This is a genomic window from Alteromonas sp. NFXS44 (genome assembly GCF_040148705.1).
Lineage (GTDB): Bacteria > Pseudomonadota > Gammaproteobacteria > Enterobacterales > Alteromonadaceae > Alteromonas.
Window position 1 is genome coordinate 334,758 of the sequence record NZ_JAGDEA010000011.1, and the last position, 14,767, is coordinate 349,524.

Genomic DNA, 14,767 nt, shown 5'->3' on the forward strand with positions numbered 1-14,767 from the left:
CACCTCGTTTCTATGAGAAAAGACTGTCGCATAAAGAGCGATAGTCTTTCGCTCCTGCGGAAAGTGGCGCATATTCGCTGACTGGCTGATGTACTGCGAATGCTTCCGCCAGTTTCACGTTGCGACGAATAGCAGGCAAAATTCTGCCCGCTCCGAATTTCTCCTGCCAGAGACCCAGTGTCTGACGATGTATGCGTAATTTGCCATCCACCATCACAGGCAGAATATCAATGCCACTGGCACGGAAGTGCTTATTTCTGATCGCTTTCATACACGCATTCAGCAGCTTGTTTACGCCATCAGAAGCCAGTGGCGTCGGCTCGGCCGGAATAACAATGCGGTGCGCGCCGGCAAGTGCTGATAACAACCGGGGCCCCAATGTAGGCGGCGTATCAACCAGAATTATGTCGTAGTGCCCGGCGTCGCCTGCGTTATCAAACAACTGACTGAACCGGTTCAGGGTATATGCGGATTCATCAAAGGCGCTGTCGGTATGTGCCAGCGCCAGATGGATCCTGTCGCTGTATGCCAGCACGCCTTTGAACTCTTCGAATTCGCTCATCCACGCCGGTTGAGAAAGTGCAGAGAGTAAGTCCGGTTGTGCAGTGAAACCCAGTTCGATGTGACCCTGATTATCAAGGTCAATCACCAGCACTTTCGCCCCTTTCTCGCTCAGTGCGTAAGCCAGATTCACTACTGTCGTTGTTTTGGCTGTACCACCTTTACGGTTTGCAACCACAAGCACTTTTGTCATGCCTGAGACTCCGCGTTATATAAACCGGCATCAATGGCACGTTTAAGCCAGCCCCACTCTCCCGCTTCAGGCCATACAGAAATACCGGTCTGATGTTTAATTAATACCTGATACAGGGCGGTATGGGCGTGGGTGAGCTTTTTCAGATTAACCTGCCTTTTCGGATTCTCTGCCAGCCAGAGATCCAGTTCTTCCGCTAAATCGATTTCACAGTTGCCGTCGAGTGCTGCAACTTTTTGCTTGAAAATTATCGGCATGACAGTAACTCCGGAATGTTGATAATGAGCAGAACCCTTCCGTCACCCAGTAAGGCTGTGCCGCTGAAGTGGGCGTAGCCCGCCATCACACCTTCAAGAGGCTTCTGGATAACATCAATACCCTCATGGAATTTATCGATAACCAAACCGATATCCCCATTGCCTGTGTTTACTACAAGAATAGACTGTTCTTCTGTATTTTGCGTTTCCGGTGCAAAACCCAGATAGTCACGCAGGCAATGCAGCGGTACCAGCTTGTCGCGGATAACCAGCACCTGATGATTCTTGATTTGCTGGATTTCCTCAGGGCGCACTTTTACGGTTTCCACCACGCTGTCCATACTGACGCCGAACATCTGGTCGCTGACTTCAAACATCATCACACGGTTAACCGACATAGTTTGCGGCAACACAAGACGGAAACGTGTGCCGGTACCCACTTCAGACTGCATTTCAATATGACCGCCAGCCTGAGTAACCATGGTTTTCACAGCATCCATTCCCACACCGCGACCGGATAAATCAGACACCTGCTCGGAAGTGGAAAAGCCGGGTGCAAATATCAGTTGCAGTGCTTCGTCATCGTTTATCGATTCCAGCTGCGCTTCAGTGATTACACCTTTCTGGTAAGCCAGCATTTTGATCTTCGCCGGATCAATGCCCTTACCGTCATCGCGGATTTCTATCACCACGTTGTCATCTTGGGGAGTGGCAATGAGCTCAATTTTTCCGGATTCACTTTTACCCGCACTGAGGCGGTCAGCCGGAGACTCGATACCGTGATCGATGCTGTTTCTCAGTAAGTGGATTAAAGGCTCAGACAAAGACTCAATCAGATTTTTATCAAATTCCGTATCTTCCCCCTGCATTTCAAGCTCAATCTTCTTATCAAGCTTACGGGCCAGATCGCGTACCAGACGGGGATAACGCTGAAACACGTGAGATACCGGAACCATACGAATTTGCAGAACAGCACTTTGCAGCTCTTCGGTAAGACGGTTCACAATCGTGAAGTGTGACTTAATCTGTTTGCTGAGTTTTCTGCTGCCGCCCTCTTCTTCTGCCTGCCGGGCAAGATAAGGCAGAGAATTTTTCGCTACTGTCAGCTCGCCCACCAGGTCCATCAGGTAATCAATTTTCTCCTGATTAACTTTTAACGTACGTGGTACCTGACGCTCTGCCGTTTTAGCCGGAGCTGTACTCTGCGCCGCCTCTTGCGCTGCCGGCTCCGGAGCGACAGGAACGTTTTGAGCAGCAGTTGTCTCAGGCACTACTACGTCAGCTTCATCTTCGCCTGTGTCAGCCTGAGGTATTTCAACCTGTTCACCGGCAATGAGAGCCAGCAAGTCTTCAACAGACCGTTCAACCACATCGACACCCAGTACACGGCTGACAACCAGATTCACTGACGCCAGCGACGCAGGATTGCCTTCCCCTGCCGAAAGGCGTTCCAGTAATGCCTGTTGCTGCTCAAGCATGGCAAGGGCACTTGGAGATAATCCGTCGCCATTCGAGCAACCGGAGTCATCTGTCGTTGAGTCTGGTGTCTCAGCGTTATTTTCAACAGTGACAGACTCATTACCTGAAGTGTCACAGGCTTCAGCCTGCGCCTGCTCTTCAAAAGGAGCAGCATCTCCGGCTGAAGTGGCAATATCACAGAAGCGTGACAGGGCCTCACCTGCAGCGAGTTTTTCAAGTCCTTCACTGATTTGCCAGTGTACGGAGTCCGGATTCAGCGAAGCACACAGGAAGCTGCATATGCGGGCCAGCTGCTCGTTGTCTGCCAGCGCAGCTGCTTCGGCAATACCATCAGCATCATCACTTTGTAAAAAGCCGGTCAGCAGCGGCTCACATAACGAATAAAAACTGGCCGCGGAAATAACATCATGTTCATACTGGCCCTCGTAATACGCAAAGTGTTCTGCCAGTGAGGCTGAACTGGCCACGCAGAGGATCGTAATGTCCAGGTGGCAGAGGAAAACGTCTTCAGGACCTTCTACATGATTTTTACGGGACAGATTGTGAAAGATAAGCCCGGGGGTCGCCAGACTGACGTTAAACGGATCTTCACCACGAAAGAAACAGTCTGCATCCGGTGTATAGCGGATAACATGAACCATTTCATCACTTTCCAGTGCACTGAAAAATGCGCTGATATGGCACTTTTCGTCGAGCTCATTCAGCCAGGCAGCCGCTTTGTCAGGTACAGGAGCAACAGTAGCCGGTGAATCAGATGCGCCGTTATCAACGGTATGACTCTCCCCTTGCTCAGTGTCTGTACTGGCCCCGCCGGATGCCGGTTGCATAAAACTACGCAATTTGGCAGCTAGCCCGGTGGACGCTTCTTCCCACTGAGATAATTGATGGGTTCCGGACTCAAGCTCATCAAAAAATGTACTGATTTGATCAAATGCTTCGAGCAGTACATCACCAAGTTCATCGGTAAAAGACACTTCGCCGGCACGCATGCAATCCAGTAAATCTTCAGACGCATGAGCAAGGCGGGTAAGCGGCTTGATATCGAACAGATCCGATGAACCTTTAATAGTGTGAATATCACGGAAAATCGTGTCGACCGCTTTAGCATCATAACCACTGTTTTGCAGGGTCAGCAGCTCCCGGCTGGCAGATTCCAGATTTTCCCTGGATTCACCGATGAATGTATCTAACAGCTCACTCATAATGATTATTCTCCCAGCATCAGCGACACCATGTCATTTAACGTGGTGCCGTCCACGGGTTTAGTCATGTAGAAGTTTGCACCACAGTCAAATGCTCTGGTCGCGTCTGCGGCCTGAGATTCCGTGCTTATCATAATAATAGGCACCTGATTCAATCCTGCATCCCGGCGAATTTCCTGACACAAACGGTAGCCATCCATTTTCGGCATATTCACATCAACCATAAACAGGTCGATTTGTTTACCCATTGCCTTTTCGAGAGCTTCTACGCCATTTTCTGCTTCTTCCACATGACGTTGCTCGCTGGCAACAATCATCCGGTGGTAGGTACGGACAGTATTGGCATCATCCACGATCATGATAGTTTTCATCTGCTGGCTCCCTCGAACCCCGGCTTCTGGTAAACAATAACGTCACCGAACTTTTTAATTTTGAATAATGAACAAATGCGGCTCATGGACTCACTGTGGCCTAAGAATATGTATCCCCCGGGCTTAAGTGCGTCATATAACACCTGCGCAGCCTTACGACGGGAATCGTCATCGAAATAAATCAGCAGGTTGCGACAGTAAATCAGGTCGAATGAACGGAAACGGCCGGGCACTTCAGCACCAAGAATATTTGCCAGACATAAAGTCACAGACTCTTTAATGTCATGACTCAAATGGAACTCATTGCCCTTCTGAGTGAAATAACGCTGCCGGACAGTCAGCGGAATGTTTTGTACAGACCGCTTGGAATAAATGCCTCGTTTAGCATGTTCAAGGACACTGGTATCGATATCAGACGACACAATCTCCACGTCGCGGTGATCCAGTCCTTTCCAGTACTCAAGCAGGTAAATTGCTATGGAATACGGCTCTTCACCTGTGCTTGAGGGTACTGACCAGATCCTTAAATCCTCACCCGACGGGCGCATGCTGTCTAAATCATCCATCAAATGACGGCACATGGTCTCAAACTGATATTCCTCGCGGAAGAAGTAGGTCTCGTTCACCGTCATGGCATTAACAAGACTTTGAAGCTCTTCTCCGGATGCCTGAAAACGCATGAAGGTAAAGTAACTCTTAAACAGATTATGGCCGGTTTGCTTCATGCGCTCCTTCAACCGCTTATCAACGAAGTATCGTTTGGAATCTTCGAAATAAATGCCGGTTTTCCGGTAAAACATTGAGCGGAACCGGTCGAAGTCAGCGTCAGAGATTTCCCCTGCCGGCGACGTTGTCCGGATGCTGGTCATACACCCTCTCCTGCAACAGAATCCCGTACGCACTGAATAGCGAACTGGATATAAGCTTCACCGGGAAAACGGGCAGATACTTTTTCGAGCACCTCCAGTGTTCCGCTATCACCAATTTCTGACAACTTATCTACAGCGGTGCCTACCACATTGATGTTGTTATCGTTTAACACTACGTTGTGCAACCACGTTGCAGCATCCGGATGACGGATAGCGCCGATAACGTCCACGGCGAAAATCCGTACATCACTGTCTTCATCGCATAAAAGTGCGTTCACATGCGCTGCGAACAGCACCGGCTGGCTTTGCAATAACTCGATTGCACCATTACGTACCTGCGCATCTTCCGACTTCAGCTTTTCAAGCAGCGCACCGGCCATATCTTCGTCACACATGCCTTCTACAGCGCTGAACAGCGCCTCCAGTACAGAGGGCTCGTGCTCAATGTCGATTTGCCCGAGCAAAGCAGTCCGGGCTGCCAGATTGTTGGTCAGATCTCTTGCCGCCCAGCGTCTGACATCGGCACAACTCGCCTGTAAATCAGCAATAAGGGACGCCAGATCTCTGCTATTTTTTCTGCGATCAGCCTGACTGGCAGACTCTCCGCGGCTTTTTCTCAGTCCCATGGCGTACTCCTATTGCTTACACAAATGATTAATACGTTGAGCGATGGCGTGACTGTCAAGCACATGACTGGCGCACCCCGCCTGAATAAGTTCTTTCGGCATACCAAATACGGTTGCAGTTGCCTCACTCTCTGCAATGGTCACAGCACCTCTGCTGTAGGCCTTAGACATGGCAGCCACGCCATCGCACCCCATGCCGGTGAGCTGTACGCACAGCATGTTTTTGGCGTCGAAACAGCCCAGGGCCGACTCCACCATGCGATCCACGCTGGGATGCCAGAGAAAATTCGGACTGGCCGGGATGGGTCTGACAAACACCGTGTTCTGGTTTTTAACAAAAGACAGGTCTGCATCCCCTTTAGCGATATACACTTTGCCGGTTTCTAATGGCATACGGCTGCTGACTTCCACCACTTCAAGAGGGCATAAATCATTCAGCCTTTTCGCCAGTGCAGCAGTAAACGCTTTTGGCATATGCTGCGCCACAACTACCGGGCAGGGAAAGCTGGCCGGCAACTGAGACAAAATCTGCTCAAGTTTGCGCGGGCCACCGGTGGATACACCAATCATCACAACCTGAACCTTGCCGCTTTTTACCGGCGCTGCCGTTGCTTTTACCGCTGCCGTTTGCTGTAGCGTGTGCACGGACTTTGACGGTGCTGCCGTTCGCCTGACGTTTGCAGTAAGTGCTTCAATTTTGGAAATCAGTTCATCTTCAATGTCGCTGATATCCGCACTTACTGTTCCGCCGGGCTTCAATACAAAATCATCCGCACCCAGTGCCAGCGCTTCCAGTGTCACCAATGCACCTTTCTGCGTTAGTGATGACAGCATCAGCACCGGACACTGGTGAAACTTTCTTAGCAGGCTGAGACAGGTCAGACCGTCCATTACCGGCATGTTGATATCTAAAGTAATCACATCAGGTTTAAAAGCCGCTGATTTCGTCAGTGCCTCCTCACCATCGCGGGCTGAATCAACCTGATAACCCCGTGCAGTGAAAACCTGTGTGAACAGTTTCCGCATCAAGGCAGAGTCATCTACCACTAATACTTTGACTGCCATCTTCCCGTTACCCCCCGCTTACTTTTGCAATATCGTTGTCGTTCAGCAGTACCGACGGCTCGATGAGCTGGATGATGCGTTGCTCTTTATTGAGCTTGATGAGCTTGTTTAACAGCTCGGTTTGCTCATCAGACAGAGAAGGCGCATCTTCGATAGAATCGGTAATGACGGTTTTAACTTCTGCCACGCCATCCACAATGAAACCGGTTTTTTGCTTATTGCGGGTAAGCACCACAATACGCTGCCGGTCAGTGGCTTCCGCTTTGGGCAATCCCAGCCGGGTACGCAAATCAATCACAGGCAGTACTGTGCCACGCAGATTGACAATGCCTTGCAGGTAGTCCGGTGTATTAGGCACGCTTTCCAATTTGGCGGGAATGCGAGTTATTTCCTGGGTGTCTTCAATGCTGACCCCGTACTCTTGTCCTGCAATGGAGAAGATCACGTATTGGGCATAGTCTTCTTCGGTCAGCACCCCATCGTCCTGATTAGCCATATCAGAATCCTCATCTTGTAAATCAACCTGGCTCAGCGCCCGGCTTAGCGAGCGTTGGAAAACGCTTTGCAAGTTAACGATAGAAATGAGTCGCTTAGTGCCTTCTACGCGATACACTGCTTCAAGCGCGCCATCGGTGTATCCGTCGTTACACATAGACGGAACAGGCTCCAGCGCCGACGGCGATATACTCACCACATTGCTGACTTTCGCGACCACAAAGCCCACAGCGGACTGACTGCTGTCGCTGCAGTTAACAATGATGATGCGGGTAGCATCGTTCATTTCGCAGGGCTGCATGCCAAGATTCATGGCCAGATCCACGATGGGAATAATCCGTCCCCGCAGATTTACCAGCCCCAGTACCGAAGGATTGCTGTCGGGTAAGGCGGATATATCGTCGGGAACGCGCACAATTTCGCCCACATCATGGAGATAAAAAGCAAATTCTTGTCCGGCTATGGAGAAGCACACCAGTTGCTGCAAATCATCTTCGGCTTCACTGTTGTTGTCTTGCGAACCGGTGCGGTTTTGCTGCAGTTGCAGGCCGGAACCGTCTTTTTTATGGCTGACGGTTAACTGTGACTGCACCAGATTTTCAACATTGAGGATCTGTTCCAGCGGTTCGTTTTTTTGCTTAATTAATCCCTGCAGATAGTCATAAGTAATTGACGAATCGCCCTGCTTGTCATTTACCACGGTGTCTTTCGGTACGCTGTAAACGCGGTTTACTTTGTCGACCAGAAAACCCGTCATACCGAGTGTTGATTCCACAACGACAACACGGGACGTTTCTGTTTGCTCTGCTGTACACGACAGCAAAATAGCCCGCAAATCGTAAACCGGCAGTACATTACCCCGCAGGTTTGCCAGTCCCATCATCTGGTGGGGCCCCAGCGGAACCCCTACCATCACAGGTACACGTATAATTTCGCCAACAGACTGCATCGGGAATGCAAATTTCTCTTTTCCAATCTGGAAAGAAACAAACTGCAGCTCGGTGTCTGTCGCGGTAGTTTCCTGAGTTTCCATTTCTTGCATGGTCTCACCTCACCTTTAACTCTGAATCAACCGGCCTTAGCTGTTTTGCATTTCATCAGCGACAGAAGAAATTTCCTCAATAGAGCGGGCCAGGATTTCCACACCTTTGGTCTGCTGCTCTGCGGCAGACAATGCCTGCTGACAGTTACTGCTGGCCTGCTCATTCGCTGCGGCAATTTGCTCCAGGCCTTTTTGAGCCTGCGCTACAGCGGCTGCGATTTCTTCACCGGCTTGCTGCATTTCTTTGTTATAAGAAAGCACTTCTGCCATGTCTTTGGCGATACCGGCTATGTCATCAGTAGTTTGCTTGGCTTTAAGTACTTCACGGTAAGCGCTTTCTGCCACATTGGTAAGGTCAGTTTTCACGTTTTGCGTCTGATCCTGAATGGCTTTGATGAGATCTTTGATTTGTTCAACATTCTCAGCAGCCTCATCGGCCAGGCTTTGAATATCGGCAGATACCACGGCAAAACCTTTACCATATTCTCCTGCCCGGGCTGCTTCCACTGCACCGTTTACAGCAAGCATGCTGGTTTTCACCGACACGGTGGTGATGGTATCGATCACTTTATCAATAGTACGGGTCATTGATTCCATATCAGTAATAGCGGATACATTTAGTTTACTGGTTTCCAGTGCGGTATTAATGCCTTCCACCATTTCTTCAATGAGTGCACGGTTCACTTTCAGCAGTTCTGTTATTGCCCCGCCACGGGTAAGCGCATCTTCAGTCTGAGCAGAGGCTTCAGCCACACCTTCACGGAGGGTATCAATATTGCCCACCGCCTGTTCAACCGCTGAGGCTGCCTGTTGTGCACCGTTGTTAATTTGATTCAGTGCCGTGGATATTTCTGTGATTGACCTGCTGATTTCCTCCATACTTGCAGACAGCTCTTCTGCCGAGGACGCCACTTCTTCCGCGCTCTTATTAATGTCAGTGCTGTTTTTCAGCTCTTCAGTGATAATTTCCAGGGACTGGGCAGCCTGCTCAGCTTGGGACAATGCGCTACTTTGCTCTGAAATGTTACCGGACACTTCCTGGGCAGCAGAAGACTGTTCGTCTGCAGCACAGGAAATGGCTTCTGACCCTGCCTGGATTTCTTTAGCAGCATTGTCCATTTCACGGATCTTGGTCTGCAGTCTTTCAGAGCCTGAAGCAATGAACTGCATATCTTCCTTGATTTTGGCCAGTTGACTGGTTACCGCTTCGCCTTTTGTCACTTCTTCCAGCGCGGCTTCCGATGATTGTTTAACTGCATCAGAAACCTGATTCGACTGTTGCTGAATTTGCTCTATTTGCATGGCAATGTCGGCGGCGCTTTTATCCGAAACTTCTGCCAGAGCGCGAACGGTGTCAGCCACCACCGCGAATCCCTTACCATGTTTACCGGCACGTCCGGCTTCGATTGCTGCGTTTAATGCAAGTAAGTTGGTCTGGTCGGCAATGCGGGTGACTTGCTTAACAGCCTCACCAATATTAGACGCTTGCTGTTCCAGTTCGCTCATCATGACTACAGAGCGCGACTGGTGCTCGGACGCTGTCTTTACACTGTCCATCATATTGCCGAGGTTACCCATTACACGGTCTACGAAGGTCTGTAACAGATTGGTTTTGTCCAGGGTCATGCCGGATAGCGTAAGTTGAGATTTAAGTGATGAAGAAATCTGGGTAATCGCCGCCAGACTTTCCTGACTCGCACTGCTGGACTCCTCAGCACCGGCAGCAATTTCATTGATGGCAGTACCCAACTGATCGGTCGCGCTGGCAGACTGACTGATTCCACTGGCCAGCTCAGCCGTTGCTATTGCTACCCGCTCGGCAGCTTGTTGTTGTCTGGCGAGCGTGCGGGCTTTTTTTCGCTGCTCTTCTGCTTCTCTGCGTAGTTTCGCGTCTACTCTTACGGCCGGTGTGGCCGGGCTGGCCTCATTGCTTTTTTTCAGTGCCATGGAAAACCTCGGAATTTACTATGAATGAACGTTTGCTTAACAGCGCGTTTAGTAAAGGTTTAGAGCAGGCAGAAAAAATTTAGGTATAAAACAGGATACCTCGGTATAGGAGGGAATCTGGTTGTGGGGTGATCTCCCCATAAGCGCATCTTTGTCGCCTTATACACAAATGTCACAATAAATGCATTTAGGTATAAGATCTCAATGACTTAGGATGCATCCAATAAGACCGGATGCTGCAGAATATCTGTCAATCTAGCCTTTTGGCGTATTCAGATAATAATACCGGACTTTTTTTGTATTTATTTCAAATATTAAATGGCTGTAATGAAATAACAGATTATGAATGCGAGAAACCCCGGCTTTTCATGGCCGGGGTTTCTGATTTGAAAGCAGACGCTGACTGAGTTCAGCCCTGAAGCTTTTCTATGATCGCCACGTTCGCCGCGGGAAAATCTTCGGGCACCAGTGCGCACACCTCAAGCCACTTGCCCTGTTGCCCTTCCAGACCGGCAGGTTCACCGGCGAAGTCTGTGACTGTATGAACATCAAGCAGTACCCGTTTATCTCCATAATCGTGACCAATAACAGTCAGTGGCCGACTGGTTTGTATATCAATACCAATCTCTTCCTTAAGCTCACGGGCCAGTGCCTGAGTCACCGTTTCGCCGGCATCCACTTTACCACCGGGAAATTCCCATTTACCGCCCTGATGTTTGTCGTCGGGCCGCTTGCAGATATAAACGAGCCCGTCACGAAGTACAACACCTACGGCTACATGTACTTCTTTCATTAAGACAGTTTGCCGTGGCACTGTTTGTATTTTTTACCTGAACCGCAAGGACACGGGTCGTTACGGCCTACTTTAGGCCCCTGGCGCATTTCAGAGCGAATACCTGACTGGCCATCGGCCTCCGGCGCCTGTTCAGGTGCCTCTTCATGATTAAAGTTCTTAGGCACATCGTCAGCCTGACGACGCTGCTCTTCCACCTTTTCCACATCAGATTCTGCTTTTACCTGCACACGGCTCAAAATAGTGATGACTTCCACTTTCAATGCTTCGAGCATACCCGAGAACAGTTCAAAAGATTCACGCTTATATTCCTGCTTAGGATTTTTCTGGGCGTAACCACGCAGGTGAATACCCTGACGAAGGTGATCCATAGCAGCCAGATGCTCTTTCCAGTGACTGTCGAGGTTCTGCAGCATGATCGCTTTTTCAAACTGACGCAGTACATCAGGGCCTACAGCATTTTCTTTTTCCTGATAAGCGCCTTCGATTTCTTTAAGAACACGCTCACGGAGTTTCTCTTCGTACAGCTTGTCATCGCTATCAAGCCATTTCTGCACTGGCAAATCGACTTTAAAATCTGCTTTCAGGCGCTCTTCCAGGCCCGGTACATCCCACATTTCTTCCAGTGACTGGGGAGGAATGTACTCATCAACTACGCCATTCACCACGTCCACCCGGATGGCTTTAATCGTTTCGCTGATATCACCTTCGTCCAGCAGTTCATTACGCTGTTCGTAAATAACCTTACGCTGATCGTTAGCCACGTCATCGTATTCCAGCAATTGCTTACGGATATCGAAGTTACGGCCTTCCACTTTACGCTGGGCGTTTTCAATTGCGCGGGTTACCCACGGGTGCTCGATGGCTTCACCATGCTCCATGCCCAGGCGCTTCATCATGCCTGCCATTTTCTCAGACGCGAAGATACGCATCAGCGCATCATCCAGCGACAGGTAGAAACGGCTGGAACCGGGGTCACCCTGACGGCCGGCACGACCACGTAACTGGTTATCAATACGGCGTGATTCGTGACGCTCGGTACCAATGATGTGCAAACCACCGGCATCGAGTACTTGCTGATGCAGCGCTTCCCACTCATCTTTCAGTTTCTTAAGTTGCGCTTCAGTGGGGTTTTCCAGTTTCTCAGCTTCGGCTTTCCAGTTACCGCCAAGCACAATATCGGTACCACGACCGGCCATATTAGTCGCGATGGTAACAGCGCCGGGACGGCCAGCCTGAGCGATAATATCCGCTTCCTGTTCGTGGAACTTGGCGTTCAGCACTTTGTGCGGCACTTTTTCTTTCTTCAGAAAGCGGGACAGAAGTTCAGAGTTTTCGATAGAGACCGTACCGACCAGTACCGGCTGACCTTTTTTCACTGCAACGCGGATGTCTGCCACGATGGCGTCGTATTTTTCCTGTGCAGTCAGGTAAATCAGGTCGGCCATATCTTTACGGGCCATCGGACGGTTTGTCGGAATAACCACGGTTTCCAGTCCGTAGATAGACTGGAATTCAAATGCTTCGGTATCGGCAGTACCTGTCATACCGGCAAGTTTGTCGTATAAACGGAAATAGTTCTGGAAGGTAATCGATGCCAGAGTCTGGTTCTCGTTCTGGATCTTCACACCTTCTTTGGCTTCTACCGCCTGGTGCAGGCCCTCGGACCAGCGACGGCCTTCCATTGTGCGGCCCGTGTGCTCATCTACAATGACGATTTGATCGTCTTTAATGATGTAATCCACATCTTTCTGGAATAATTTATGGGCACGCAATGCCGCATTGATATGGTGAAGCAGGGAAATATTACCGGCAGCAAACAGAGATTCACTTTCCGGCAGAATACCGTTACGTTGCAGTATTTCTTCAACGTGGATTTGTCCCCGTTCGGTCAGGTGAATTTGGCGGGCCTTCTCATCAACAGTGTAATCGCCGTCGCCTTCCTGCCCTTCTTCGTCTTCTTTTTCCTGCTGAACGAGTTCAGGGATCACTGTATTGATCGCTCTGTACAGGTGAGAGCTGTCCTCGGCTGCACCGGAAATAATAAGCGGCGTTCTTGCCTCATCAATAAGAATAGAGTCAACCTCATCCACTACCGCGTAGTGCAGCGGGCGCTGAACGCGATCCTGGGGGCTGAAGGCCATATTGTCACGGAGGTAATCGAAACCGAATTCGTTGTTCGTTCCGTAAGTAACGTCGGCGTTGTAGGCCTCACGCTTCATATCCGGTGACATGCCGGGCACATTACACCCTACTGTCATGCCCAGGAATTCAAACAACTCGCGGGACCAGTCGGCGTCACGGCGGGCCAGGTAATCGTTCACGGTAATAACATGTACACCTTTAGCGGTCAGTGCATTCAGGTAAGTAGGTAAGGTCGCGGTAAGGGTTTTACCTTCACCGGTACGCATTTCTGCAATTTTACCTGTGTGCAGTACCATACCACCAATCATCTGTACGTCGAAGTGACGCATGCCATAAACGCGCTTACTGGCTTCACGTACGGTGGCAAAGGCATCGTTAAGGATATCTTCCGGGGTTTCACCTTTTTCCAAACGTGCTCTGAGTTCGGCAGTTTTCGCCTTCAGTTGCTCATCACTTAACGCTTCGTATTCTTTTTCCAATGCGTTGATGGCATCGACGTTCTTTTTTAGTTTTTTTATGAGACGGTCGTTACGGCTACCGAATACTTTCCTCAGGATGCTTGCAAACATTTGGTTGATGATTCCACTACTTTTTTACGAGTTCCGGCATCCCGGTGGGCTCGTAGATTTAAAATAAATGACGCCGCGCACATCATGTGCATGGTTGTCACCCTATCTGTTTGTGCTGGTTTACCGGAGTAAACCTTTTCTGGCTGCTGCTTAACGTCTTTTGGTAACGTACGGCAGAGGATCGATTTGTTGCCCGTTTCTTATTACTTCGTAGTGAACATGAGCACCTGTGGAGCGGCCGGTACTACCCATCACTGCGATAGACTGACCTTTTGTTACAACGTCACCAATAGCCACCGACAGTGCCTGGTTGTGCCCGTACCGGGTCACCATTCCATCACCATGATCGATTTCTATCAGTAAGCCATAACCGTGACGTTCTCCTGCCCAGGTCACGATGCCTGCAGCAGTGGAAACAACGTCATCACCAGATTTACCCGCAAAATCCAGCCCTTTGTGCATTGCTGGATTGCCGGTAAAAGGATCTGCGCGCATGCCGTAATAAGAAGACAACCATCCCGACGCTATTGGCCGGCCAGATAATTGACTCTGTTCATGGATATGATGCCCCCGGACAAGACTTTCAAGCATCGCCAACTGCTGTTTTTTCGCAGACACAGTCTGCTGTAAAGCGGCGATTTGTTCCATCAGGGGTTCATTATCCACGTTTTTTGGCGAAGAGCCGGGGTCAAAGACGTCTAAATCTTCTGCCTTCATCCCAAATTCAGCGGCAATTAATTTGCCTTTTTCATCAAGTTGCGACACCGTCGCATCCATTTCAGCGAGACGCTCTGCCAGGATTTGTAATTGCTGACGTGTGCTGGCAGCCAGTGCATCAACTTCTGCACCTCCGGCTTCATTAGCGGCCTGAGCAAGCTTAATTCTGGCAATATCTTCGGAAACGGAATCAGTGGAACGGCTGGAAACTAACATGAATAACGACGAGAGCACGGTAAAACTCACCAGTGTTCTCACACTGATGCTTTTCCTGTATCGCTTCTGCTTACCAATAAAGGTTATCGTTAGTTTCATCGGGCACTCTTAATAAAATCCGGACTAGTTTACCGCTGTTAATGCAAATGAACAAACCACAATCAGATACTCAGTGCGTTTTTTTCATACCCCGTAAGACAAGGTAAGCAGAATTGACGAC

12 protein-coding genes are annotated in these 14,767 nt (G+C 49.7%); all 12 read right to left on the minus strand.

Annotation, left to right across the window (positions count from 1 at the left end; translation table 11 throughout):
• Nucleotides 1–10: 10 nt before the first annotated feature.
• The 12 genes from J3369_RS15260 to J3369_RS15315 all read right to left on the minus strand — a co-directional run bounded on the left by J3369_RS15260 (nucleotide 11) and on the right by J3369_RS15315 (nucleotide 14,646).
• Nucleotides 11–754, minus strand: coding sequence for a ParA family protein (locus J3369_RS15260; RefSeq protein ID WP_349588408.1), 744 nt, complete (start codon nucleotides 752–754; stop codon nucleotides 11–13).
• A complete protein-coding gene (locus tag J3369_RS15265; protein WP_119502170.1) occupies nucleotides 751–1,011 on the minus strand; it encodes a hypothetical protein in 261 nt (86 codons plus the stop codon). Before J3369_RS15265 ends, J3369_RS15260 begins: the two co-directional genes overlap by 4 nt.
• The gene (locus tag J3369_RS15270; protein ID WP_349588410.1) at nucleotides 1,002–3,692 is read right to left on the minus strand and encodes a chemotaxis protein CheA; all 2,691 of its coding nucleotides are present in this window, start codon (nucleotides 3,690–3,692) and stop codon (nucleotides 1,002–1,004) included. Before J3369_RS15270 ends, J3369_RS15265 begins: the two co-directional genes overlap by 10 nt.
• Nucleotides 3,693–3,697: 5 nt before the next feature.
• Nucleotides 3,698–4,063, minus strand: a complete 366-nt coding sequence (locus J3369_RS15275) for a response regulator (protein WP_303572890.1) — start codon at nucleotides 4,061–4,063, stop codon at nucleotides 3,698–3,700.
• Nucleotides 4,060–4,932: a CheR family methyltransferase gene (locus tag J3369_RS15280; protein WP_349588412.1), complete on the minus strand. Its 873-nt coding sequence runs from the start codon at nucleotides 4,930–4,932 to the stop codon at nucleotides 4,060–4,062. Before J3369_RS15280 ends, J3369_RS15275 begins: the two co-directional genes overlap by 4 nt.
• Nucleotides 4,929–5,558 (minus strand): HEAT repeat domain-containing protein, encoded by a 630-nt coding sequence (locus J3369_RS15285; RefSeq protein WP_349588414.1) that lies wholly within the window; start codon nucleotides 5,556–5,558, stop codon nucleotides 4,929–4,931. Before J3369_RS15285 ends, J3369_RS15280 begins: the two co-directional genes overlap by 4 nt.
• A gap of 9 nt (nucleotides 5,559–5,567) precedes the next feature.
• On the minus strand, nucleotides 5,568–6,623 hold the full coding sequence (cheB, locus tag J3369_RS15290; RefSeq protein ID WP_349588416.1) for a chemotaxis-specific protein-glutamate methyltransferase CheB: 1,056 nt from the start codon (nucleotides 6,621–6,623) through the stop codon (nucleotides 5,568–5,570).
• Between the two features lie 7 nt (nucleotides 6,624–6,630).
• Nucleotides 6,631–8,160: a chemotaxis protein CheW gene (locus J3369_RS15295; RefSeq protein ID WP_349588418.1), complete on the minus strand. Its 1,530-nt coding sequence runs from the start codon at nucleotides 8,158–8,160 to the stop codon at nucleotides 6,631–6,633.
• A 36-nt stretch (nucleotides 8,161–8,196) separates the two neighbouring features.
• Nucleotides 8,197–10,107 (minus strand): methyl-accepting chemotaxis protein, encoded by a 1,911-nt coding sequence (locus J3369_RS15300; RefSeq protein ID WP_349588420.1) that lies wholly within the window; start codon nucleotides 10,105–10,107, stop codon nucleotides 8,197–8,199.
• Nucleotides 10,108–10,516: 409 nt separating this feature from the next.
• Complete coding sequence (mutT, locus tag J3369_RS15305) at nucleotides 10,517–10,900, minus strand: 8-oxo-dGTP diphosphatase MutT (RefSeq protein WP_349588422.1); 384 nt, start codon at nucleotides 10,898–10,900, stop codon at nucleotides 10,517–10,519.
• Nucleotides 10,900–13,614 carry a preprotein translocase subunit SecA gene (gene secA, locus J3369_RS15310; protein WP_349588424.1) on the minus strand — a complete coding sequence of 905 codons (2,715 nt, stop codon included), beginning with the start codon at nucleotides 13,612–13,614 and terminating at the stop codon, nucleotides 10,900–10,902. The genes mutT and secA overlap by 1 nt, the downstream gene beginning before the upstream one ends.
• 150 nt (nucleotides 13,615–13,764) lie before the next feature.
• Complete coding sequence (locus J3369_RS15315) at nucleotides 13,765–14,646, minus strand: M23 family metallopeptidase (protein WP_303572882.1); 882 nt, start codon at nucleotides 14,644–14,646, stop codon at nucleotides 13,765–13,767.
• Nucleotides 14,647–14,767: the final 121 nt, after the last annotated feature.